Raw genomic sequence first — 22217 nt, 5'->3', positions numbered from 1 at the left:
GACGTTGCACACGCTGCGTCATCGGTCCGGAATGCTGCGTGAATGTCTCATGAACTGCGCTCGGGGGTGTGCTGGGGGCGAAATCATGCTCCCGTGCACTCCTGGACGGACACTCTCCGCTTCGCCTTCCAACCGGTGGTCAATCTGACCACCGGCGGAGTCGCGGGCCTGGAGATACTCGCCCGCCCGGAGGCCGGCGACATCCTGGCCGAGGCCCGCCGCGATCCCGAACTCGACGGCAGACTGGCCGTGTTGGCGGTCCGTGCGGCGGCGCGCAAGGAGACGATGCTGCCGCTGCACGTCAACGTGTTCGCGGGCACCCTCGCCGATCTCGGCGGCCTCACCCCGCTGCATGCCGCCGTGCGTGAGGCCGGGAGGCTGCCGTGGGAGGTGACCATCGATGTGGTCCCGCCGTACACACATGTGCCGCAGCGGGCGCTGCTGGAGGCGGTGGGATCGCTGCGGAACCAGGGTTTCCGGATCAGTGCGGACGGGGTCGGGGACGGGGACGTACCGCTGCGGCTGCTCACCGATCTCGCGCCCGACCTGGTGAAGCTCGATGCGTCACTGCTGTCCCGGCCGGCGGCGGTGCGGGCGATGCGGACGCTGTGCGAGCAGTTGGGCGCGCTGCTGTCGGTGGAAGGCGTCGAGACCGAACTGCAGTGTGCGGCTGCGCTGTCGGCGGGTGCGCAGTTGGCGCAGGGGGAGCTGTTCGCGCCGCCGGCCCGGTTGCCGGCCGCGGACGTATACGTTCCGCCCCGCTCCCCCGGCGCCATGGCGTCACCGCCGTCGGGCCCGTCGGTCCGGGAGTTCGTGCGGCCCGCCGCGCTGTTGCCTGCCACCGCGTCCGCCGGCCAGGTGCGGGCGCTGCTGACCGGCTCGCCGGACGTGTCCGGGGTGCTGCTCGTGGACCGCGACGGAGTGCCGGTCCGCTCGCTGCACCGGTCCCGCTTCCTGCTGTCCATGTCGGGGCGCTACGGGCATGCCCTGTACGCCGACCGGCCCGCGGCCAAGCTGGGCGACCCGCCGCGGACGGTGGGCGTCGACGCGACCGCCTGGGAGGTTCTGGACGTGGTCGCGGTCGGCGGCAGCGACCGGACGTCGGACGACGTCGCCGTCGTCGACCGCTACGGCCGGTGCGTGGGCGTCGTACGCCTGGCGGACCTGGTACGGGCGCTGGCCGAGACCCGGGTCGAGGAAGCGGCGTCGCTCAATCCGCTGACCCGGCTGCCCGGTTCGGACGCGATCACCGGTGAGGTGGACCGGCGGATCGCGGACGGGCGGACCTTCGCGCTGAGTTGGCTGGATGTCGACCACTTCAAACAGGTGAACGACGGGGCGGGATTCGCGGCGGGCGACGAGCTGATCCGGTCGGTGGGGCGGGCCCTGCAGCACGCCGCGTCCGAGAGCACCCGGGTGGGCCATATCGGCGGAGACGACTTCCTGGTGCTCGCCGACCCGGAGGGGCTGGATCCGCTGGCCCTCTCCGTGCTGGACGCCCCCTGGTCCGCGGGCGGGCGAGCCGTCACGTTGTCCCTGGCCACGGTCCTGTGCATGCCGGGCAGCGTCGCGGACCACCGGCAGGCGTCCGCGTGCCTGGCGCCGCTCAAGAAGGCCGCGAAATCGTTGTCCGGGGCGAGCTGGGTGCTGGGCCGCGCGGGTCTGCCCGGGCACGAGATCCGCCGCGGATCGGGGGCCGGGCCCGCTCCGGCGGAGTGCGCGGTGGTGGAGCCCGGGAGGGGCTGAGGGGCACGCCGGCTCCGGTCGCACTTCTCACCGTGCCTCTCAACCGTTGCCGTCAACGACCTTGACGCTCTCTGAGTGCCGGTGAAAACTTCCCGGTGTCAGTCGACATCGCCGTACATTCTCGGCGTAACCAGGCACTGCGCCGCGCGGGCCCCGCCTGAACCAAGGGCCACTCCCCCACGGGTGATTCGGCTGTTACGGCACGCTCGTCACGGACGCCGGGCGGGGCGCGGGACTCTCCCTGCCTCCGGCTGTTCGCCAAGGGAACCGCACCCCGCACGGAGGACCGGGGCCGATCGTCCCGGGCCAGGGCCTAGGAGCCGCCATGAGCGACGGAGACATATTCGTCGGCGAAGTCATCGGTACCGCGATCCTGATTCTGTTCGGCGCCGGAGTGGTCGCCGCTGTCGTACTGAACTACTCCAAGGCCAAGGACGCCGGCTGGGTCGTCATCGCCTTCGGCTGGGGCTTCGGCGTGCTGGCGGGGGCGTACACCGCCGCACCGCTGTCCGGTGGGCACCTCAATCCCGCCGTGACCCTCGGGATCGCCATCGACACCGGGGACTGGGACAAGGTCCACCTCTATGTCGCCGGGCAGATGGTCGGCGCCTTCCTCGGCGCGATCCTGTGCTGGCTCGTCTATTTCGCGCAGTTCCAGGCCAACGCCGAGGAGGACAAGGCGCAGCCGACGCTCGGGGTCTTCTCCACGGCGCCCGCGATCCGCAATCCCGTGGCGAACCTCATCACCGAGATCATCGCGACCGTCGGTCTCGTGCTGCCCATCCTGGCGTTCGGCCTGACCAAGGGGCTCGGTGAGTCCGGTACCGCGATTCTGATCGTCTCGTTCCTGGTGGTCGGCATCGGTCTGTCGCTCGGCGGTCCCACCGGGTACGCCATCAACCCGGCCCGTGACCTGGGCCCGCGCATCGCCCACGCGCTGCTCCCGATCCCCAACAAGGGCACCTCGGACTGGGGTTACGCGTGGATTCCGGTAGTGGGTCCGCTGATCGGCGGGGCGCTGTCCGGGGTGATCTTCAACGCAGCGTTCTGAAGGATCCGACGAAGGGGACGTCATGACGGACAAGTTCGTCGCCGCAATCGACCAGGGCACCACCTCGAGCCGCTGCATCATCTTCAACCAGAACGGCGCGATCGTCGCCGTCGACCAGCGTGAGCACCGCCAGATCTTCCCCAAGCCCGGCTGGGTGGAGCACGACGCCACCGAGATCTGGTCCAAGGTGCAGGCGGTGGTCGCCGGCGCGATCGCCAAGGCCGGGCTGCGTGCCGACCAGCTCAGCGCGCTCGGCATCACCAACCAGCGCGAGACCACGGTGCTGTGGGACCGGGCGACGGGCAAGCCCGTGCACAACGCCATCGTCTGGCAGGACACGCGCACTGCCACTCTGTGCAACCAACTCGGCGGCTCGGACGGGCAGGACCGTTTCCGCGAACAGACCGGACTGCCGCTGGCCAGCTACTTCTCCGGGCCCAAGGCGGCCTGGCTGCTGGACAACGTGCCGGGGCTGCGCGCACGTGCGGAGCACGGCGAGATCGCCTTCGGCACCATCGACTCCTGGCTCATCTGGAACCTCACCGGCGGCACCGACGGAGGGCGCCACGTCACCGACGTCACCAACGCCGGACGCACGATGCTGATGAACCTCGAGACCCTTCAGTGGGACCCGTCGATCCTTTCCGCGATGAACGTGCCCGAGGCCGTGCTGCCCGAGATCAAGTCGTCCGCCGAGGTGTACGGAACCGCCGTCGGGCAGCTCTCCGGCGTCCCTGTCGCCTCGGCGCTGGGCGACCAGCAGGCAGCGGTGTTCGGCCAGGCCTGCTACGACGTCGGCACCGCGAAGAACACCTACGGCACCGGCAGCTTCCTGCTGCTCAACACCGGCAACCGGCCGGTGCCGTCGAAGAGCGGACTGCTGACGACGATGGGCTACAAGATCGGCAGTGAGGCGCCCGTCTACTGCCTGGAGGGGTCCATCGCGATAACGGGCGCGCTCGTGCAGTGGTTCCGCGACCAGCTCGGCATCATCCGTACCGCCGACGAGATCGAGCCCCTGGCGGCGAGCGTCGACGACAACGGGGGTGCGTACATCGTGCCCGCGTTCTCCGGCCTGTTCGCGCCGTACTGGCGTTCCGACGCGCGCGGAGTGGTCACCGGGCTCACCCGGTACGTCACGAAGGCGCACCTCGCGCGCGCGGTGCTGGAGGCGACGAGCTGGCAGACGCGGGAGGTCGTGGACGCCATGTTCCAGGACTCGGGGGTGCACATCACGACCCTGAAGGTGGACGGCGGCATGACCAAGAACAACCTGCTGATGCAGCACCAGGCGGACGTCCTGGGGGTACCCGTGATCCGGCCCAAGGTCTCCGAGACGACCTGCCTGGGCGCCGCGTACGCGGCCGGCCTGGCCACCGGGGTGTGGAACGACCTCGACGAACTCAAGGCGCACTGGCAGAAGGACGTCGAGTGGACGCCGGCGATGGAGGCGTCCGTGCGGGACCGCGAGTACCACAACTGGCACAAGGCCGTGGAGAAGAGCTTCGGCTGGCTGGAGGAGGAGAGTTAGGCACCGGAACTGCGGCCCGTACCCCGGTCGGTGGGGGTACGGGCCGCGCGTGTGCGTCAGGTGGTGACCGTCTGACGGTGGTCCGCCGCGTACGCCATGGCGTGCTCAACCACGCTGATGAGGACCTCCTTGACGGACTCCCGGTCGCGGGCGTCGCACAACACCAGGGGTACGTAGTCGTCGAGGTCGAGCGCCTGGCGTACGTCGTCCTCCGGGTAACGAGCGGCTCCCTCGAAGCAGTTGACGGCCACGACGAAGGGTATGGAGCGCCGCTCGAAGTAGTCGACGGCGGCGAAGGAGTCCTCCAGGCGCCGGGTGTCGGCCAGGACGACCGCGCCGAGCGCGCCCTCGGAGAGCTCGTCCCACATGAACCAGAACCGCTCCTGACCGGGCGTGCCGAAGAGATACAGCACCAGGTCCTCACGCAGGGTGATGCGCCCGAAGTCCATCGCGACGGTCGTGGTGTGCTTGCCCTCCACGCCGCTCGTGTCGTCGACCGGGCGTCCGGCCTCCGTGAGCAGTTCCTCGGTGCGCAGTGGCCTGATCTCGCTGACCGCGCCGACGAGCGTGGTCTTGCCCACGCCGAAGCCGCCGGCCACCAGGATCTTGAGCGTGACCGGCTCGACCGGGGGCTTGCCGCGCTCAGAACGCCCGAAGATCATCGATCTCTTCTCCTGCTTGATGGGGGTCGGGGGACGGCGGTCCGTAGCCTCCGCCGCCTGGGGTCTCGACGACGAGTACGTCGCCCGGGACGACGTCCGTCGCATCGCTCGCGCCCAGTGCGCTGACCGTACCGTCCGCGCGCTCGACACGGTTGGCGCCCAGCGCGCCCGGTTCGCCGCCCGCCATGCCGTACGGCGGGACCCTGCGGTGCTGGGAGAGCGTGGAGACGGTCATCGGCTCGTGGAACCGGATGCGGCGCACCGCTCCGTCGCCGCCGCGCCAGCGTCCGTCGCCGCCGCTCCCACGCCGGACGGCGAACTCCTCGAGCTGGACGGGCAGTCGCCACTCCAGGACTTCCGGGTCGGTGAGCCGCGAGTTGGTCATATGGGTCTGCACGACGGGCGCCCCCGGGAAGCCGTCGCCCGCGCCGGATCCGGAGGCGACGGTCTCGTAGTACTGGTGCCGTTCGTTGCCGAAGGTCACGTTGTTCATCGTGCCGGAGCCTTCGGCCTGGACGCCGAGTGCGGCATACAGCGCGCCGGTGATGGCCTGCGAGGTCTCCACGTTGCCGGCGACCACGGCGGCCGGCGGCTCCGGGGCGAGCATCGAGCCGGACGGCACCACGATGTCGAGGGGGCGCAGACAGCCGTCGTTGAGGGGGATGTCGTCGGCGACGAGAGTGCGGAAGACGTACAGGACGGCCGCGTTGACGACCGCGAAGGGCGCGTTGAAGTTCGAGTCCAGCTGGGGGGAGGTTCCGGTGAAGTCGACGGTTGCGGACCGGTTCTCACGGTCGACCCGCACGCTGACCCGGATGACGGCCCCCGAGTCGGTCTCGTAGGCGTACTCACCGTCGTCCAGCGCGTCGATGACCCGTCGTACTGCCTCCTCCGCGTTGTCCTGGACGTGCTTCATGTACGCCTGGACGACGGCGAGGCCGAAGTTCTCGATCATGCGGGCGACTTCGCCGACGCCCTTCTGGTTGGCGGCGATCTGGGCGCGCAGGTCGGCGAGGTTGGTCTTCGGGTTGCGGGAGGGGTAGCGCGCCTCGGTGAGGAGGCGGAGGGTCTCCTCCTCGCGGAAGCGGCCCCGCTCGGCGAGCAGCCAGTTGTCGAAGAGGATCCCTTCCTCTTCGATGGTGCGGCTGTTGGCGGGCATGGAGCCGGGCGCGATGCCGCCGATCTCGGCGTGGTGGCCGCGTGAGGCGACGTAGAAGAGGATCCGGTTGCTCTCCGTGTCCGCGGTGTCCTCGGTGTCCTCGGTGTCCTCGGTGTTCTCGGTGTTCTCGGTGTCGAAGACCGGGGTGATCACGGTGACGTCGGGGAGGTGGGTGCCGCCGTGGTACGGGTCGTTGACGGCGTAGGTGTCGCCGGGGCGCATCCCGGAGCCGCGCCGCTGGATGACCTCCTTGACGCTGGTGCCCATCGAGCCCAGGTGGACGGGGATGTGGGGGGCGTTGGCCACCAGGTTTCCGTCCGGGTCGAAGAGGGCGCAGGAGAAGTCCAGGCGCTCCTTGATGTTGACGGACTGCGCGGTGGACTCCAGCCGGGCGCCCATCTGTTCGGCGATCGACATGAAGAGGTTGTTGAAGACCTCGAGCCGAACGGGATCAGCTTTTGTGTCGAGATCGGAACTCTGCGTAATCACCGCGCGTTCCATGACCAGATGCCCGTCGTCGGTCGTCGCGGCCCGCCAGCCGTCGTCGACGACGGTCGTCGCACTGGCCTCGGTGATGATCGCAGGGCCGGTGACGGTTTCGCCGGGGGGCAGGTTCTCGCGGCGATGGAGGGGTACGTCGCGCCAGGCGCCGCCGGTATGGAGGCGGACGGTGTCCGGCGCGGCGGAGCGGCCGTCAGGGGCGGCTGCGAACGGGGCGAGAGCGGAGAGATCGGGGGGTTCGGTGATGCCGGTGGCTTCTACGGAGAGGGCTTCGACGACAACCGGGCGGTCGAGCGTGAAGGAGTACGTGGCGCGATGACGTTCTTCGAAGGCGTGCCGCATGGTGTCGGGCTCGGTGAGCTCGACGGTGAGGGTGGTGTCGGTGCCGTCGTAGCGGAGCTGGGCGCGGCGGGTGATCCTGATGCGGTCCTCGGGGATGTCCTCGGCGAGGAGTTCGGCGCGGGCGGCCCCCTCCAGGTCGTCGGCGGTCTTGAGGACGGCGGGCATGGAGGCGGGCTCCAGGGGTGCCTCGACGGACTGTTCGCGCATGGCGGTGGTGTCGGCGAGGCCGATGCCGAGCGCGGAGAGCACGCCGGCCATGGGCGGCACGAGGACGGTGCGGATGCCGAGCGAGTCGGCGACCATGCACGCGTGCTGGCCTCCCGCACCACCGAAGGTGGTGAGGGCGTAGCGGGTGACGTCGTGGCCCTTCTGGACGGAGATCCGCTTGACCGCGTTGGCGATGTTGGCGACGGCGATCTGCAGGTAGCCCTCGGCGACCTGCTCCGCTGTGCGGTCGTCGCCGGTCTGCTCCCGGATCTCCCGGGCGAGGGCGGCGAACCGGTCGCGGACGAGCGCGTCGTCGAGGGGCTGGTCGCCGTCGGGGCCGAACACCTTGGGGAAATGGGCGGGTTGGATGCGGCCGAGCATGACATTGGCGTCGGTGACGGCAAGCGGGCCGCCGCCCCGGTAGCAGGCGGGCCCCGGCTCCGCGCCCGCCGAGTCCGGCCCTACGCGGTAGCGGGAGCCGTCGAAGTGAAGGACCGAGCCGCCGCCGGCCGCGACGGTGTGGATGTCCAGCATGGGAGCGCGCAGCCGGACTCCGGCGATCTGCGTGGTGAAGACGCGTTCGTACTCGCCCGCGAAGTGCGAGACGTCCGTGGAGGTGCCACCCATGTCGAAGCCGATGACCCGGTCGAAGCCGGCCAGTTGCGACATGCGGGCCATGCCTACGATCCCGCCGGCAGGCCCGGACAGGATGGCGTCCTTGCCGCGGAACTGCCCGGCTTCCGCGAGCCCGCCGTTGGACTGCATGAACATCAGCCGCACGCCTTCGAGTTCGTCGGCGACATGCTGGACGTAGCGCCGCAGCACGGGCGACAGGTAGGCGTCGACGACGGCGGTATCCCCGCGCGGGACAAGCTTCATCAGCGGACTGACCTCGCTGGACAGCGAGATCTGGGGGAAACCGATTCGGGCGGCCAGCTCGCCGACGGCCTGTTCGTGGGCGGGGTGGAGGTGGCTGTGCATGCAGACCACGGCCATGGCCCGGACACCGTCGTCGTACGCCTCCTGGAGGGGCCCGGCGAGGGCGTACAGGTCGGGAGCGCGCAGGACGGTGCCGTCGGCGGCGATGCGCTCGTCGACCTCGACGACCCGCTCATAGAGCAGCTCGGGGAGTTCGATGCGGCGGGCGAAGATGCGGGGGCGGTTCTGGTAGGCGATCCGCAGGGCGTCGCGGAAGCCACGGGTGATGACCAGGAGCGTGCGCTCGCCCTTGCGTTCCAGGAGGGCGTTGGTGGCGACGGTGGTCCCCATCCGGACGGCCTCGACGGGGGCATGGGAGCCGCCCAGCAGTTCGCGTACGCCGGCGACTGCCGCGTCGGCATAGCGGGCGGGGTTGTCGGACAGGAGCTTGTGGGTGAGGAGCCGGCCGTCGGGGCGTCGCGCGACGATGTCCGTGAAGGTGCCGCCTCGGTCGACCCAGAACTGCCAGCCCGTCGTCACGTCCGTCTCCCCGATCGCGCTGCTCGGAACCCTATCGGCAGCTCGGTTGCGGACGAGCTGCCGAGGGTCGTCGACGATCGGTCAGATCATATCGGGAGGGTTGTGCCGGTGCCCTGTCCACACCGGGCGGCGCCTCTCGGTGACGGCTGCGATGATCGCTGTTCGTATGATGCGATGGGCGCACGGATAGTGCGAAGATGGGAACAGAAGTCACGTAGGTCACGGGGCCCATCCCGAGAGCCGTCAAGGAGCCTCTAAAGATGCGCATGTCCAACCCCCCAGGGACCCCGGGCGACAGCGAGTCCGCCCCGGCAGCCGAGCCGAGTGGATCGTCGGGCAAGGTCCAGTCCCTGGAGCGGGCGATCGCACTGCTCCAGGCGACCGCCGACAGCGCGCCGGGCGGCGACACAGCCTCGAACCTGGCGACGCGGTGCGGACTCAACCGCGCCACGGCATGGCGGCTGCTGTCCACGCTGGAACAGCACGGTTTGGTGGAGCGCGACCCCGCCGGCAGTCGCTACACCATCGGTTTCACGGTCGCCCGCATGGCATCGGCGGCAGGGTTCGACGGGCTGATCCGCCGGGCGCACGGCACCTTGCGCCGGGTCAGCGAACAGACCGGCGAGACGGCCAACCTCGCCGTGGTGCAGCAGCTCGGGCTGACATACATCGACGAAGTGACACCACCGGTGGTCCTCAGCGCCAAGTGGCTGGGGCGGCAGGTGCCGCTGCATGCCACGTCCACGGGCAAGGCGCTGCTGGCCTGGCTGCCGAAGGAGGAGGCCGAGTCGCTGCTCACCGAGCCGCTGACCGCGTTCACCGACACGACCGTCACCGAGCGGGGACGGCTGTGGGAGGAGTGCGCTCGGACGCGGGAGCGCGGATACAGCGTCTGCGCGGGCGAGATGGAACGGAATCTGTACGGGGTGTCGGCGCCGGTGCTGGGCAGCCGCGGTCGGCCGTTCGCCGTGGTCAGCATCTGGGGGCCGCAGGACCGGGTGACCGAGGCGCGATTCGCGGATCTCGGGGCGCTGGCGCGGGCGGCGGCGGAAGAGATCGCGGCGGCTGTGCGGGCGTAGGGCGGAGGGCAGCTGAGGAGCCGAGGGGCTGACGGCGGCTGAGGGCAGGCGCTCTTGACGCACCACCGCATGGCATCGCATGTTCGTAATACGCGTTAGCCGCTCACAATATGAACAACAACCCTTGCTCGTCGAGAGAGGAAACAGCGCAACCATGAACCAGGACGTCATCATCACCTGCGCCCTCACCGGCGCCGGTGACACCGTGCGCAAGAGCCCGCACGTCCCCGTCACACCGGAACAGATCGCCACGTCCGCCGTGCAGGCCGCCGAGGCCGGTGCCGCCGCCGTGCACATCCATGTCCGTGACCCGGAGACCGGCGCACCCTCCCGCGCCCCGCGGCTGTATCGCGAGGTCGTCGAGCGCATCAAGGAGACCGGCACGGACGTCGTCATCAACCTCACCGCCGGTATGGGCGGCGACCTGGTGATCGATCCGGAGGAGCCGCTGAAGCAGTTGCCCGGCACCGATCTCGTGGGCGGCCTCGAACGGCTGCCGCATGTCGAGGAGTTGCTGCCCGACATCTGCACCCTCGACTGCGGCTCCCTCAACTTCGGCGACGGCTCCAACCTCTACGTCTCGACCCCCGACATGCTGCGTACCGGCGCCCGGCGCATCCAGGAGCTGGGAGTGCGACCGGAGTTGGAGATCTTCGACACCGGACACCTGTGGTTCGCCAAGCAGTTGCACTCCGAGGGACTGCTCGACGACCCGACCGTGTTCCAGCTGTGCATGGGCATCCCGTGGGGCGCGCCCGCGGACCCGGGTGTGCTGCAGTCGATGGTGAACATGCTGCCGGAGGGCGCGCAGTGGGCCAGCTTCGCGCTGGGCCGGATGCAGATGCCGTGGGTGGCGCAGTCGGTCCTGCTCGGCGGGCACGTGCGCGTCGGGCTGGAGGACAACCTCTATCTCGGCAAGGGCGTCAAGGCGACCAACGCCCAGCTCGTGGAGCGTGCCGTGACGATCGTCGAGGCGATGGGCGCCCGCGTCGCCACGCCCGACGAGGCACGCCTCAAGCTCGGCCTCAAGCCGCGCGGCTGAAACCCGCACCACGAACGGCAGCCGATACCCGCACCACGGCACGGCAGCTGATACCCACCAAGCAGCTACGGCCCCATCAAGGAGCCCAGAAGGAGCCCAAGTTGACCGAGACGGAGACGTTCACCCCCGCCACCGCGCCCGAGGACGTACGCCGCGTCGCCTGCGTCGGCGCCGGAGTCATCGGCGGCGGCTGGGTCGCCCACTTCCTCGCCCGTGGCTACGCAGTCACGGCCTGGGACCCGGCCCCCGACGCAGAGGCCCGGCTGCGCCGGCTGGTCGAGGCGGCGTGGCCCGCGCTGGAGCAGCTGGGGCTTGCCCCGGGCGCGAGTGCCGACCGGCTCACCGTGACCGACAGTCTCGAAGAGGCGGTCGCCGAGGCGCAGTTCGTGCAGGAGAGCGCACCCGAGAAGCTCGGACTCAAGCGTGAGCTGCTGGCCAAGCTGGACGCGGCCACGCCGCCCGGCGTCGTCGTCGCCTCCTCGACCTCCGGCTACCCGATGACGGACATGCAGACCGGGGCCGTCACACCCGGCCGGCTGGTGGTCGGGCATCCATTCAATCCGCCGTATCTGATTCCGCTCGTCGAGGTCGTCGGCGGCGACCACACACACGCCGAAGCGGTCCGATGGGCCGCGCGCTTCTACGAGGTGGCGGGCAAGTCCGTCATCACCATGGACCGCGAGGTCCCCGGCTTCATCGCCAACCGCCTCCAGGAAGCGCTGTGGCGCGAAGCCCTGCACATGGTGGCCAACGGCGAGGCGACGGTGCGCGAGATAGACCTGTCGATCACCGAGGGGCCGGGCCTGCGCTGGGCGGTGATGGGCCCCATGCTCACCTTCGCACTCGCGGGCGGCGAGGGCGGCATGGCCCACATGCTCGACCACTTCGGGCCGTCCCTGAAGTCCCCGTGGACCCGCCTGGAGGCACCCGAGCTGGACACGGCCCTCTACGACGCGGTGGTGGCCGGCTGCGACGATGCCGCAGACGGTCGTACGATCGCCGATCTCGTCGCCGAACGGGACCGGGGCGTCATCGACGTCCTGCGCGCCACCGGCCGTCTGCCCGGGACCGGTGCCGAGTGAGCCTGCCGCTGTTTCAGGAGACCGTGCGCCCCGAGTGGATCGACTACAACGGGCACATGAGCGAGGCGTACTACGTCCTCGTCTTCGGCTTCGCCACGGACGCGTTGATGGAGCGTACGGGGCTGGACACCGCGTACCGCGAGCACACCGGCTGCTCGCTCTACACGGCCGAGTCACACGTCCGCTACCTGCGGGAGGTGCCGGAGGGCGCCGAACTCGCGGTCCGCACGCGCGTGCTGGGAGCGGCCGGGAAGAAGGCGCGGTTGACGCATGAGATGTATGTCGTCGAGGGGCCGCGCGCGGAGCCCGACCCGGTCGCCACGATCGAGCTGCTGATGCTGCACGTCGATCAGGGGGCGGGCCGCGCCATACCGTTCCCGCCCGAGGTCCGCGAGCGCCTCGCGGCGCTCGCGGAGGAGCCGCCCGGATGGGCGGGCCGGTCGATCGGACCGGTGGTCACAGAGCCCGGAGCCCGTTGATCACATCACGCAGGATGCTCTCGTCCGGCAGCTCCGCGGGCGGAACCGGGCGGTTGACGTGGACGAGTTCCTCGTCGACGAGGTCGCCGACGAGGACGCGTACGACACCGATGGGCAGGTCGAGTTCGGACGCGAGCTCGGCGACCGACTGCGGCGTGTCCCGGCACAGGCCGACGATGTCCACGTGTTCCGGGGACAGCGTCTGGTTTTCGGCTTCCGAGTCGTCCGCGTGGGATTCCGCGACGACCAGCGCGATCAGGTCCAGGCGGTGCTGGCCCGCATGGCTGGTGCGGCCGCGCGTCATGGCGTACGGACGGACCACCGGTCCGGCCTCGTCGTCGAACCAGTGGCTTCTTCCCTGACCGTCTCCGCTCATGTCATCCCACTACCCGCCCGCAGGCAGATCGGTGCGCGGAGCGGCCCCCAGATGTACGCCGACCCGCTTCACGAGGAGCGTCATCTCGTAGGCGACCTGGCCGACGTCGGAGTCGGCGGCCGAGAGGACGGCGAGGCAGCTGCCGTCACCCGCGGCCGTCACGAACAGGAAGGCGTCGTCCAGCTCGACGACCGTCTGCCGGACGCTGCCCGCCTCGAAGTGCCGGCCCACGCCCTTGGCCAGGCTGTGGAAGCCGGAGGCGACGGCGGCCAGATGTTCACTGTCCTCCCGGGTCAGGTCCTTCGATGCCCCCGTCGCAAGCCCGTCGCCGGAGAGCACGACGGCCTTGCGGATGCTCGCGACGCGGTCGACCAGGTCGTCCAGGAGCCAGTTCAGCTCGCCTGTCCTGCCGGTGTCGCCATGGTCGGTCGCCTTCGGTGCGGTCATCGACCGTCCCCCTTAGTCGTTCCTTGTGGTGCTGTGCCGCTGGAGCCATTGTCACCCGCGGCGTTCTCATGACGGCCACGCTGCCAGCCGCGCTGGAGCGAGGCCATACGGCTGCGTACCTCGTCGGCGTCCCGTTCAGCGGGCTCCGCCCGCTGCTCGGTGCGCTGCTCCTGAGCCTGCTTGAGCTGCGGGGCGAGGTTGGCCTGGCGGACGCGGCGGGGCAGGGGCGCCGTGCCCGAGCCGGTGGTCGGTGCCGCGTGTCCGTCCTGACCGGGGTCGCGGCCGGCCCTTGGTCCGGCTTCCGGTCTGCGCTCGTGCCCGGTCTCCGGGCCGGTTTCCAGCCGGCCCTCGTGCCGGGTCTCCGGGCCGGTCTCGGGGCTGGTCCGGGGGCCGGTCCGGGGGCCTGTCTCCCGCTCAGTCTCGTGTCTGGCGTCCTGTGCCGCCGACGCGATGGCGGCGCGTCGAGTGCGCTTCGGGAGGGCAGGAGCCGTGTCCGCGGAGTCACCGTTCTCGCGCCGGGGCCGCTGCTCGGTGACCGGACGTCCGTGCGAGCTGACGAGCTTGGGGGCGCCGCGGCGGGGCAGCGGGACCGGGGCGCCCGGACGGTCGTCCGTGCCGGGGTCGGCCGGATGGTGCTGTTCGCCGGACAGACCCGCCGGGGCGGGGCCGCGGGGCCGGAAGAGCCCACCGCGTTCGCTGCCCTCGTCGCCGAGGCCGCCCGGGAAGTCGTTCAGGGCGTCCAGGTCGACGGGGGCCTCCAGTTCGACCGGCCCGTCCAGGAGGGCGGGCGGCAGACCGGGGAGTTGCACGGGCACCTGGGAGAGCGCGGCGCGGCGGCTCTCCTCCAACTCGGCCTCCTTCGAGGGGCGCTCGCGGTCGAGGCGGAAGCCGACGCCGTTGGTGTCCGGGACGTCGTCCGTCAGCAGCGCGTCCGGGATGAAGACGACCGCGGTGGTGCCGCCGTACGGGGAGGGCTGGAGGGAGACGCGTACGTTCTGCCGCTGGGCGAGCCGGCTGACCACGAACAGGCCGAGCCGGTCGGTGTCGGACAGCTCGAACTCGGGTGTCTCGGCCAGCCTGAGGTTGGCGTCCAGGAGCGCGTCGGCCGCCATGCCGAGGCCGCGGTCGTGGATCTCGAGGGTGAAGCCGTTGGCGACGCGTTCGCCGAGGACCTGGACGGCGGTGTGCGGCGGGGAGAACACCGTGGCGTTCTCCAGGAGTTCGGCGACGAGATGGGTGAGGTCCGCGACGGCGGGGCCGGTGACGGCGACCCGCGGCAGTCGGCGGACCTCGATGCGCTCGTAGTCCTCCACCTCGGCGACGGCGGCGCGTACGACGTCCATCAGCTGGACGGGCTTGCGCCACTGCCTGGAGGGGGCGGCGCCGGAGAGGATCACCAGGCCCTCGGCGTGCCGGCGCATGCGGGTGGTGAGGTGGTCGAGCCGGAAGAGGTCGGCGAGTTCCTCGGTGTCCTCGGTCCGGCGCTCCATGGTGTCGAGCAGGGTGAGCTGCTTGTGCAGCAGGACCTGGCTGCGCCGGGCGAGGTTCACGAAGACCTCGGAGACCCCGGCGCGCAGTTCGGCCTGCTTGACGGCGGCCTCGACGGCGGCGCGCTGCAGGGTGTTGAGGGCCTGGCCGACCTCGCCGATCTCGTTCTTGTCGTACTCCAGGCGCGGGACCTCGGTCTCCACGTCGACCTGTTCACCGGCGGAGAGGCGGCGCATCACGCTGGGCAGCCGGACGCCGGACGCCTCGTGCGCCTCCAGGCGCAGTTGCCGCAGGTCGCGGATGAGGGCGCGGCCGATGCGCACGGACAGGAAGAGCGAGAGCAGCAGAGCGATCAGGCCGAGGACGCCGGCGAAGGCGGCCTGGGCGATGACGCCGATCGCGACCGGGCGCACCCGGTCCTGATAGCGGTCGTTCGCCTGGTCGTTGAAGTCGGCGAGTTCGTCGAGCACGTCACCGGCGGCGGTGTCCCAGTTCTGTGCGGTGACGTCGCTGGGCGTGCCGGTGCCGGAGGCGGCGCCGGCGGACTCCTCGGCCACGCGCAGCGGGGCGCTGGCGGCGTTCTTCCAGAACCGCTCGTAGCGGTCACGTTCCGAGGAGGGCAGCAGCGGCAGGTTGACGTCGTACATCAGCGTGCGCTGGGCCACCAGGTCGGAGATGTCGCGGGCCTCGCCGCGGGTGATCCTGCCGACGATCAGCGCGGAGCCGAGGAGAGCGTCCTCGCGGGAGAGCAGTTCGCGGGCCCGGGCCAGGTTGACCAGGGCGCGGTACTGCTTGTCCAGCTCGGTGTCGTCCACGACGTGGAGGTTGGTGAGCAGCACGTAGCACGGGTCGACGAGGCGGTTGTAGAGGTCGAGGGCCTGGGCGCGGTTGACGGTGCCCTCCTCGACGCTGCGGCGCAGGGACCCGATGCCGTCGAGGGCGTCCAGGAGGGCGGTCAGCCGCTCGCCCGTGCTCTGCCCCAGCGCGTCGCGTACGTCGGCGTCCTGGGCGTTCCTGCGGATCTTGACGACGGCCTCGTCGGTGGCGGTCCGGCTGCGGCGCAGCGCGGCGAGCCCGTCGGAGGCGCGCGGGTCGGCGAGATAGACGAGGGTCTGGCGGCGTTCCTGCTGGAGCACCCGGACGGCGTCCTCGGCCGGGTAGCCGATGTTCTCGACGACCTCCGACACGTTGAACAGCTGGCCCGCCTCACGTCCCGTGAGTACCGTGGCGAAGCCCCAGATCGCCGTCAGGGACACCAGCGGCACGAGAAGCAGCGCCACGATCTTCCGGCGGATCGACTTCCCGCGAAAGCGCATGGCCTCCCCCAGCTCGACCCCCACCGGACGGGGGTACACATGTACGTCAACAAACGGCGCGAGCCTACTACTGACGCATAGGTAACCCGAAGACCCGTCCGGAAGTCGAACGTCCGCAACGGTGGCGGGTCGTGGGGAGTTGTCCGGTCATTGCGGGAGATTGCCTCCCCCGACCCCGTGGTCACCGCGGTGAACAATCCGGTCGTTTCCGGGGCCGGTTGGCCGAAATTTTACGGTCGTTGGGAATCTTCGGAGCGTGCCGTTCGTCCTTCTAACGGGAGTTGGGGGCGGAATCGGCCACAGGAGCCGCGTCCCGCACCTGGGCGGCGTAAAACAGCGCAAGCCGGGCAGCCACTGGAGAGCCGTGTCTTCGGACACGGGCGAGTGGTCCTGTCGGCGGTGGGGAGTGACACGGTGATGGGCACGGTTGAGCGGCGCGAGGCGCCCGGTGACGGCGTGGCGACGGCGACGGCGGAGCGGATCCCTGAGGCACGGGATCGCGACATTCCGGCAACCGACAGGGAGACGACGGACGAGCGAGACGCCCAGCCCTACTACCGGCCGTTGTGGGTGGAGGAGCCCGCGCAGCGACGTCGGCTGCCGGATCCGGTGCGTACGGCGGCGGTGCGGGCGGTGCTCGTCATCGCCGTGACACTGATCCAGGCGATGGTGGCCTTCCTGTGCACCCTGGCCGGCTCGTGGCTGGCGTTCCCCATAGTCCTCAGCAGCGTGGCCAGCACGGTGGTCGCCACCTGGGCCGCCCTGGACGTGTGGGTGACCCGCCAGGTGTGGAACCAGCGCCACGGCGTCGTGTCGACCCCGAGCAGCACCGCGCGGGCCCTACGGCGCGAGCGGCGCAGGGCCCGGCGACAGGAGCGGGCCACCGAGCGCGCCGAGAAGCGCATACGGAACCGGGGCGGCACGGGTCAGCTGTCCCACTCGTGACCTGCGCGGGCGGCGCCCGGTGAGGGTTCGGGGTGGGCCGGGCTGCGGTCGGGCCTCCCCGCCTACGAGTTCCCGGGTTCTCGCACGACGGGGCGTGGCCGGTCCACGAAGAGCGCCGCGGTCGTACGGCCGCCCCGCACGTCCAGCACCAGGAAGCCGCCCTCACGGGCGACCCCGAGCAACACCGCGCGGGCCCTGCGGCGCAGTGCGCCGATGAAACCGCCGCCGATGACGACGAGCCAGCTGTGCCGCGGGTGAGTTCGGTGCGCGGGTGTGCATCCCGACGAGGGCGTCGCCCGGCAGGCAGTGCGCCGATGTGCCGGTGGCGATGACGGCGCCGTCGGTGGAGCTGTTCCACCTCGCGAACGCGCAGGTTTCTTGGAGCCTGCGAGCGAAGCCGGCCCGCGATGGCGTCGCGGGCCTACCGGAAGGGTGGTGTGCTGGTTCCGAACGAGCACCACATCGGGATCTTCCACGAGTGGGTCCCTCAGCAGCTGGGAGGCGGCCATGCCGGATCTGTTCATCGACGGCGAGTGGCGGAGCGCGGTCGACGAGCGCACGCGTGAGATCCGCTGTCCGGCGGACGGCTCGCTGGTGGGGGTGGTGGACGAGGCCGGTGGCAAGGACACCGTCGAGGCGATCGCCGCCGCACGCCGCGCCTTCGACGAGGGACCCTGGCCGCACACCGCCCCCGACCAGCGCGGTGACCTGCTGCTGCGCGTCGCCGACCTGCTGCTGCGGGACAAGGACGCGCTCGCCCGCGCCGAGTCGCTCGACACCGGCAAGCGGCTGGTCGAGAGCGAGTACGACATCGACGACATCGCGAACTGCTTCCGCTACTTCGGCCGGACGGCAGCGAGCGAGACGGGGCGGGTCGTCGACACAGGCACGGAGGGCGTGGACAGCCGGGTCGTGTACGAGCCGGTCGGCGTCTGCGCGCTGATCACACCCTGGAACTACCCGCTCCTCCAGACGGCCTGGAAGGTCGCCCCTGCCCTGGCGGCAGGCAACACCTTCATCCTCAAGCCCAGCGAGCTGACCCCGCACACCGCCATACACCTGATGCGGCTGCTGGAGGAGGCGGGCGTGCCCGCGGGCGTCGCCAACCTGGTCCTGGGCGCCGGTCCCGAGGCCGGCGCCCCGCTCGGCGACCACCCGGACGTGGACCTCGTCTCCTTCACCGGCGGACTCCAGACCGGCCGCCGGCTGATGGCCGCCGCGGCCGGGACGGTGAAGAAGGTCGCCCTCGAACTGGGCGGCAAGAACCCCAACATCGTCTTCGCGGACGCCGACTTCGACACGGCCGTCGACATGGCGCTGACCGCGGTGTTCCTGCACTCCGGGCAGGTCTGCTCGGCGGGCGCCCGGCTGCTGGTCGAGGACTCGCTGCACGACCGGTTCGTCGACGAGGTCGTACGGCGGGCGTCGGAGATCCGGCTCGGGGGACCGTTCGACGAGCGGGCGCAGACCGGGCCGCTGATCTCGGAGGCGCACCGCGCGAAGGTCGAGGCCTATGTGGCCAAAGGTCTGGAGGAGGGTGCGGTCCTGCGCTGTGGCGGTGCGCGCCCCGACGGAGCGGACTTCGCCGACGGCTTCTACTACCTGCCCACCGTGCTGGACGAGTGCACCGGCGGGATGTCCGTCGTACAGGACGAGTCCTTCGGACCGGTTCTCACCGTCGAGCGGTTCGGCAGTGAGGACGAGGCGGTACGGCTCGCCAACGACACGATCTACGGCCTGGCGGGTGCCGTCTGGACGAGTGACGAGGCCAGGGCCGCGCGGGTCGCCGGGCGACTGCGGATCGGCACCGTCTGGATCAACGACTACCACCCCTATGTGCCGCAGGCGGAGTGGGGCGGATTCAAGCAGTCCGGCTTCGGACGCGAACTCGGGCCGGCGGGACTGGCCGAGTACCGCGAGCCCAAGCACATCTGGCGGAACACGAATCCCACGCCGCAGGGGTGGTTCGCCTGACGTCCGGGTAGCAGCAGGCTCATCGACCGTCCTTGATCCAGGCGCCCGCAGGAGCCGCTCTCCCCGTTCCCCTGCCCCACCAGGAGTCCGCTCATGACCCCAACTCGACAGCCGGCCGACCGGCAGGACGACGCCGAACTGGCCGAGTTCGGCTACAAACCCGAGCTCAAGCGCACCCTCGGCAACTTCCACACGTTCGCCGCCGGCATCAGCTACATCTCCATCCTGACCGGCACGTTCCAGCTGTTCTACTTCGGATACGGCAGTGGCGGCCCCGCCTACTGGTGGTCGTGGCCGATGGTCTTCGTCGGCCAGTTCATGGTCGCCCTCTGCTTCGCCGAGCTGGCCGCCCGCTATCCCGTCGCGGGCTCCGTCTACAACTGGTCGAAGAAGATAGGCAATCCGCATCTGGGCTGGCTGGCCGGCTGGATGATGCTGATCGCCTCGATCGTGTCCATCGCGGCCGTGGCGCTCGCCTATCAGCTGACGCTGCCGCAGATCTCCGACGTGTTCCAGATCGTCGGTGACGGCACGGGCAAGTACGACGTGGCGACCAACGCGGTCATCCTGGCCGCGGTGTTGATCCTGTTCACCACGCTGGTGAACGCCTTCGGCGTCAAGCTGATGGCCAACATCAACACGGCGGGCGTCTTCATCGAGCTGGTCGCCACCGTCGTACTCATCGTCCTGTTCGCCGTGCACATCACCCGTGGCCCGCAGGTGGTCATGGAGACCAACGGGACGGGCGCGGGGTACGGCGCCGGCTACCTCGGCGCGTTCCTGGTGGCGTCGCTGGCGTCGGCGTACGTCATGTACGGCTTCGACACGGCCGCCTCGCTCGGCGAGGAGTCCCTGGACCCGTCCCGGAACGCGCCGCGCGCGATCATCCGGGCGATCGTCGCCTCGTTCGTCCTGGGCGGTCTGATCCTGCTGCTGGCGCTGATGAGCGTGTCCAGCCTGAAGGGCGAGCAGCTGTCGACCGACGGTCTGCAATACATCGTCCTCGACGTGCTCGGCTCGACGGCCGGCAAGGCGATGCTGTGGTGCGTGCTGATCGCGGTGACCGTGTGCGCGCTGGCCGTGCACACGGCGGCGATCCGGCTGGCGTTCGCGATGGCCCGGGACAACAACCTGCCCGCGTCCTCGATGCTGGCGAAGGTCAGCCCGCGCTTCAAGACACCGGTGCTCCCGGCCGTGATCATCGGCATCCTGGCGCTGGCGATCCTGGTCGTGAACATCCGCCAGCCGCAGATCTTCACGGTCGTCACCAGCATCGGGATCATCATGATCTACCTCGCCTACCTGGGTGTCACCGCTCCGATGCTGGTGGCGCGGCTGCGCGGCAAGTGGCAGCCCGCAGGCGACGGCAAGTTCTCGCTGGGCCGCTGGGGGCTGCTGGTCAACATCCTCGCCGTGCTGTGGGGCGCGGGCATGACGATCAACCTGATCTGGCCGCGGGCCTCCGTCTACAACGCCACCGCCCCCTTCCACTGGTACCTCCAGTGGGGCGCCGTGCTCTTCGTCGGCGTGATCATGGGCGGCGGCTTCGCCTACTACTGGTTCATCCAGCGGCGCAAGACCGGAGTGCTTGCCGAACACCGGCTGGACTCCGCACCGGCGACCGGACCCCTCGCCGCCCCGGCGGCCGACTGACATTCCGCACCGGGCGCCCCGAGCGCACCAAGGATGTCTCCGTACCAAGGAGGTCAACTCCCCATGAGCATCGATGAGTTCGACTACGTCGTGGTCGGCGGCGGCACCGCGGGCAACGTGGTGGCGGCCCGGCTGTCGGAGGACCCGTCCGTCACCGTGTGCGTCCTGGAGGCGGGGCCCAGCGACGTCGGCGACGACGACGTCCTGAAGCTGGAACGCTGGATGGGCCTGCTGGAATCCGGCTACGACTGGGACTACCCGGTCGAACCCCAGACCAGCGGCAACAGCTTCATGCGGCACGCCAGAGCGAAGGTGCTCGGCGGCTGCTCCTCGCACAATTCCTGTATCGCCTTCTGGGCCCCGGCCGAGGACCTCGACGACTGGGCCGCCGCAGGCTGTACGGGCTGGAGCGCCGCGGACCTCTTCCCGCTCTACCGACGGTTGGAGAACAACGACGCACCCGGGGAGCACCACGGCCGCACGGGCCCGGTGAAACTCCGCTCAGTGAAGAGTGAGGACCCGTGCGGCACGGCCCTGTTGGAGGCATGTGCGCAGGCAGGGATTCCCCCCACGGGTTTCAACACCGGCAAGACGGTGATCCGGGGCGCCAACTGGTTCCAGATCAACTCCGACGAGAACAACATCCGTCAGTCGTCGTCGGTCGCCTACCTCCACCCGGTCCTGGGCAAGCGGCCCAACCTGGAGGTACGGACGGGGGTGCGGGCCAAGAAACTGGTGCTGGAGGGCCGGCGCTGCGTCGGCACCGAGTACCTCGACCCGGACCTGATCCACACCCGGACGGTACGGGCCCGGCGCGAGGTCATCGTCTCGTGCGGCGCCATCGACTCACCGAAGCTGCTGATGCTGTCGGGCATCGGACCGGCCGCGCATCTGCGCGAGGTCGGCGTCGAGGTGGTGGTCGACTCGGCGGGCGTCGGCGAGAACCTCCAGGACCACCCCGAGGGCGTCATCATGTGGGACGCCAAGCAGCCCATGACCACCACGTCCAGCCAGTGGTGGGAGGCGGGCATCTTCTACGACACCGAACCGGGCCTGGACCGGCCGGACCTGATGTTCCACTACGGGTCCGTCCCCTTCGACATGAACACCGCACGCTGGGGCTACCCCACGTCGGAGAACGCCTTCTGCCTCACCCCGAACGTGACCCGCGCGAAGTCACGGGGCACGGTGCGGCTGCGGACCCGTGACTACCGGGACAAGCCGAAGGTGGATCCGCGGTACTTCACCCATGAGCACGATGTGCGCGTGATGACGTACGGCCTGCGCCTGGCCCGGACGATCGCGTCGCAACCTGCGCTCAGCGGCTGGGCGGGCGCGGAACTCGCCCCCGGCCCGGACGTCCGGACGGATGACGAGTTGCTGGACTACATCCGCAAGACCCACAACACCGTCTACCACCCGTCCTGCACGGTGAAGATGGGCCCGGACGATTCCGCTCCGCTGGACGCGCGGTTGCGGGTGAAGGGGGTCGAGGGGCTGCGGGTGGCGGACGGGTCGGTGATGCCGGATCTGGTGACGGTGAATCCGTGCATCACGACGATGATGATCGGCGAAAAGTGCGCGGATCTCTTGAAAGCCGACGCCTAGGGATTCCGTGGCACAGGCTGCGGGGCGACTGCGGGCCGGTCGTGGCTGGTCGCGCCCACGCGGCGGAGCCG

17 protein-coding genes and 1 pseudogene are annotated in these 22217 nt (G+C 70.3%); 12 read left to right on the top strand and 6 right to left on the bottom strand.

Annotation, left to right across the window (positions count from 1 at the left end; translation table 11 throughout):
• Positions 1-93: 93 nt before the first annotated feature.
• The 3 genes from OG828_RS40760 (at position 94) to glpK (ending at position 4328) form a co-directional block, all read left to right on the top strand.
• Positions 94-1746, top strand: a complete 1653-nt coding sequence (locus OG828_RS40760; RefSeq protein WP_328503982.1) for a GGDEF domain-containing protein — start codon at positions 94-96, stop codon at positions 1744-1746.
• 325 nt (positions 1747-2071) lie between these two features.
• Positions 2072-2797, top strand: coding sequence for an MIP/aquaporin family protein (locus OG828_RS40755; RefSeq protein ID WP_328368472.1), 726 nt, complete (start codon positions 2072-2074; stop codon positions 2795-2797).
• A 22-nt stretch (positions 2798-2819) separates the two neighbouring features.
• Positions 2820-4328 (top strand): glycerol kinase GlpK, encoded by a 1509-nt coding sequence (gene glpK / locus OG828_RS40750; RefSeq protein ID WP_328503981.1) that lies wholly within the window; start codon positions 2820-2822, stop codon positions 4326-4328.
• Between the two features lie 56 nt (positions 4329-4384).
• Here glpK and OG828_RS40745 read toward each other — a convergent pair whose 3' ends face one another.
• Positions 4385-4990 carry a GTP-binding protein gene (locus tag OG828_RS40745; protein WP_328503980.1) on the bottom strand — a complete coding sequence of 202 codons (606 nt, stop codon included), beginning with the start codon at positions 4988-4990 and terminating at the stop codon, positions 4385-4387.
• The gene (locus OG828_RS40740) at positions 4971-8657 is read right to left on the bottom strand and encodes a hydantoinase B/oxoprolinase family protein (protein WP_328503979.1); all 3687 of its coding nucleotides are present in this window, start codon (positions 8655-8657) and stop codon (positions 4971-4973) included. The genes OG828_RS40745 and OG828_RS40740 overlap by 20 nt, the downstream gene beginning before the upstream one ends.
• A 260-nt stretch (positions 8658-8917) precedes the next feature.
• Here OG828_RS40740 and OG828_RS40735 point away from each other — a divergent pair, with 260 nt between their 5' ends.
• The 4 genes from OG828_RS40735 (at position 8918) to OG828_RS40720 (ending at position 12339) form a co-directional block, all read left to right on the top strand.
• Positions 8918-9736 carry an IclR family transcriptional regulator gene (locus OG828_RS40735; protein ID WP_328441628.1) on the top strand — a complete coding sequence of 273 codons (819 nt, stop codon included), beginning with the start codon at positions 8918-8920 and terminating at the stop codon, positions 9734-9736.
• Positions 9737-9890: 154 nt separating this feature from the next.
• Complete coding sequence (locus OG828_RS40730) at positions 9891-10778, top strand: 3-keto-5-aminohexanoate cleavage protein (protein WP_328503978.1); 888 nt, start codon at positions 9891-9893, stop codon at positions 10776-10778.
• A 101-nt stretch (positions 10779-10879) separates the two neighbouring features.
• Positions 10880-11860, top strand: coding sequence for a 3-hydroxyacyl-CoA dehydrogenase NAD-binding domain-containing protein (locus OG828_RS40725; RefSeq protein ID WP_328503977.1), 981 nt, complete (start codon positions 10880-10882; stop codon positions 11858-11860).
• Positions 11857-12339: a thioesterase family protein gene (locus OG828_RS40720; RefSeq protein ID WP_328503976.1), complete on the top strand. Its 483-nt coding sequence runs from the start codon at positions 11857-11859 to the stop codon at positions 12337-12339. Before OG828_RS40725 ends, OG828_RS40720 begins: the two co-directional genes overlap by 4 nt.
• Here the strand turns inward: OG828_RS40720 and OG828_RS40715 are convergent.
• Genes OG828_RS40715 through OG828_RS40705 form a run of 3 tightly spaced genes read right to left on the bottom strand, consistent with a single transcriptional unit; the run spans position 12317 to position 15966 of the window.
• On the bottom strand, positions 12317-12715 hold the full coding sequence (locus OG828_RS40715; RefSeq protein ID WP_328368450.1) for a DUF742 domain-containing protein: 399 nt from the start codon (positions 12713-12715) through the stop codon (positions 12317-12319). The genes OG828_RS40720 and OG828_RS40715 overlap by 23 nt on opposite strands.
• Positions 12716-12724: 9 nt before the next feature.
• On the bottom strand, positions 12725-13162 hold the full coding sequence (locus OG828_RS40710; RefSeq protein WP_210581424.1) for a roadblock/LC7 domain-containing protein: 438 nt from the start codon (positions 13160-13162) through the stop codon (positions 12725-12727).
• Positions 13159-15966 (bottom strand): nitrate- and nitrite sensing domain-containing protein, encoded by a 2808-nt coding sequence (locus OG828_RS40705; RefSeq protein ID WP_328503975.1) that lies wholly within the window; start codon positions 15964-15966, stop codon positions 13159-13161. Before OG828_RS40705 ends, OG828_RS40710 begins: the two co-directional genes overlap by 4 nt.
• 417 nt (positions 15967-16383) lie before the next feature.
• Here OG828_RS40705 and OG828_RS40700 point away from each other — a divergent pair, with 417 nt between their 5' ends.
• Positions 16384-16911 carry a hypothetical protein gene (locus OG828_RS40700; protein ID WP_328503974.1) on the top strand — a complete coding sequence of 176 codons (528 nt, stop codon included), beginning with the start codon at positions 16384-16386 and terminating at the stop codon, positions 16909-16911.
• 62 nt (positions 16912-16973) lie between these two features.
• On the opposite strand, the gene OG828_RS40695 is transcribed toward OG828_RS40700, so the two are convergent.
• Complete coding sequence (locus OG828_RS40695; protein ID WP_328441622.1) at positions 16974-17096, bottom strand: hypothetical protein; 123 nt, start codon at positions 17094-17096, stop codon at positions 16974-16976.
• Positions 17097-17251: 155 nt separating this feature from the next.
• Between OG828_RS40695 and OG828_RS40690 the strand changes: the two are divergent.
• The 4 genes and pseudogenes from OG828_RS40690 to OG828_RS40675 form a co-directional block, all read left to right on the top strand.
• A pseudogene (locus OG828_RS40690) lies at positions 17252-17477 on the top strand (hypothetical protein); the annotation flags it as partial.
• Positions 17419-18885: an aldehyde dehydrogenase family protein gene (locus OG828_RS40685; RefSeq protein WP_328503973.1), complete on the top strand. Its 1467-nt coding sequence runs from the start codon at positions 17419-17421 to the stop codon at positions 18883-18885. The pseudogene OG828_RS40690 and the gene OG828_RS40685, both read left to right, overlap by 59 nt.
• A gap of 93 nt (positions 18886-18978) precedes the next feature.
• Positions 18979-20538: an APC family permease gene (locus tag OG828_RS40680; protein ID WP_328368444.1), complete on the top strand. Its 1560-nt coding sequence runs from the start codon at positions 18979-18981 to the stop codon at positions 20536-20538.
• A gap of 63 nt (positions 20539-20601) precedes the next feature.
• Positions 20602-22146: a GMC family oxidoreductase gene (locus tag OG828_RS40675; RefSeq protein WP_328503972.1), complete on the top strand. Its 1545-nt coding sequence runs from the start codon at positions 20602-20604 to the stop codon at positions 22144-22146.
• Positions 22147-22217 lie beyond the last annotated feature (71 nt).

The sequence above is a fragment of the Streptomyces sp. NBC_00457 genome, assembly GCF_036014015.1.
GTDB lineage: Bacteria > Actinomycetota > Actinomycetes > Streptomycetales > Streptomycetaceae > Streptomyces.
Note: the sequence above shows the minus strand (reverse complement) of the source record. Positions and strands in the feature narration are given on the sequence as shown.

Coding starts and splice junctions, on each gene's coding strand:
- OG828_RS40755 (WP_328368472.1), top strand. CDS start 2,072: ATGAGCGACGGAGACATATTCGTCGGCGAAGTCATCGGTACCGCGATC.
- glpK (WP_328503981.1), top strand. CDS start 2,820: ATGACGGACAAGTTCGTCGCCGCAATCGACCAGGGCACCACCTCGAGC.
- OG828_RS40745 (WP_328503980.1), bottom strand. CDS start 4,990: ATGATCTTCGGGCGTTCTGAGCGCGGCAAGCCCCCGGTCGAGCCGGTC.
- OG828_RS40735 (WP_328441628.1), top strand. CDS start 8,918: ATGCGCATGTCCAACCCCCCAGGGACCCCGGGCGACAGCGAGTCCGCC.
- OG828_RS40730 (WP_328503978.1), top strand. CDS start 9,891: ATGAACCAGGACGTCATCATCACCTGCGCCCTCACCGGCGCCGGTGAC.
- OG828_RS40715 (WP_328368450.1), bottom strand. CDS start 12,715: ATGAGCGGAGACGGTCAGGGAAGAAGCCACTGGTTCGACGACGAGGCC.
- OG828_RS40710 (WP_210581424.1), bottom strand. CDS start 13,162: ATGACCGCACCGAAGGCGACCGACCATGGCGACACCGGCAGGACAGGC.
- OG828_RS40705 (WP_328503975.1), bottom strand. CDS start 15,966: ATGCGCTTTCGCGGGAAGTCGATCCGCCGGAAGATCGTGGCGCTGCTT.
- OG828_RS40700 (WP_328503974.1), top strand. CDS start 16,384: ATGGGCACGGTTGAGCGGCGCGAGGCGCCCGGTGACGGCGTGGCGACG.
- OG828_RS40685 (WP_328503973.1), top strand. CDS start 17,419: ATGCCGGATCTGTTCATCGACGGCGAGTGGCGGAGCGCGGTCGACGAG.
- OG828_RS40680 (WP_328368444.1), top strand. CDS start 18,979: ATGACCCCAACTCGACAGCCGGCCGACCGGCAGGACGACGCCGAACTG.
- OG828_RS40675 (WP_328503972.1), top strand. CDS start 20,602: ATGAGCATCGATGAGTTCGACTACGTCGTGGTCGGCGGCGGCACCGCG.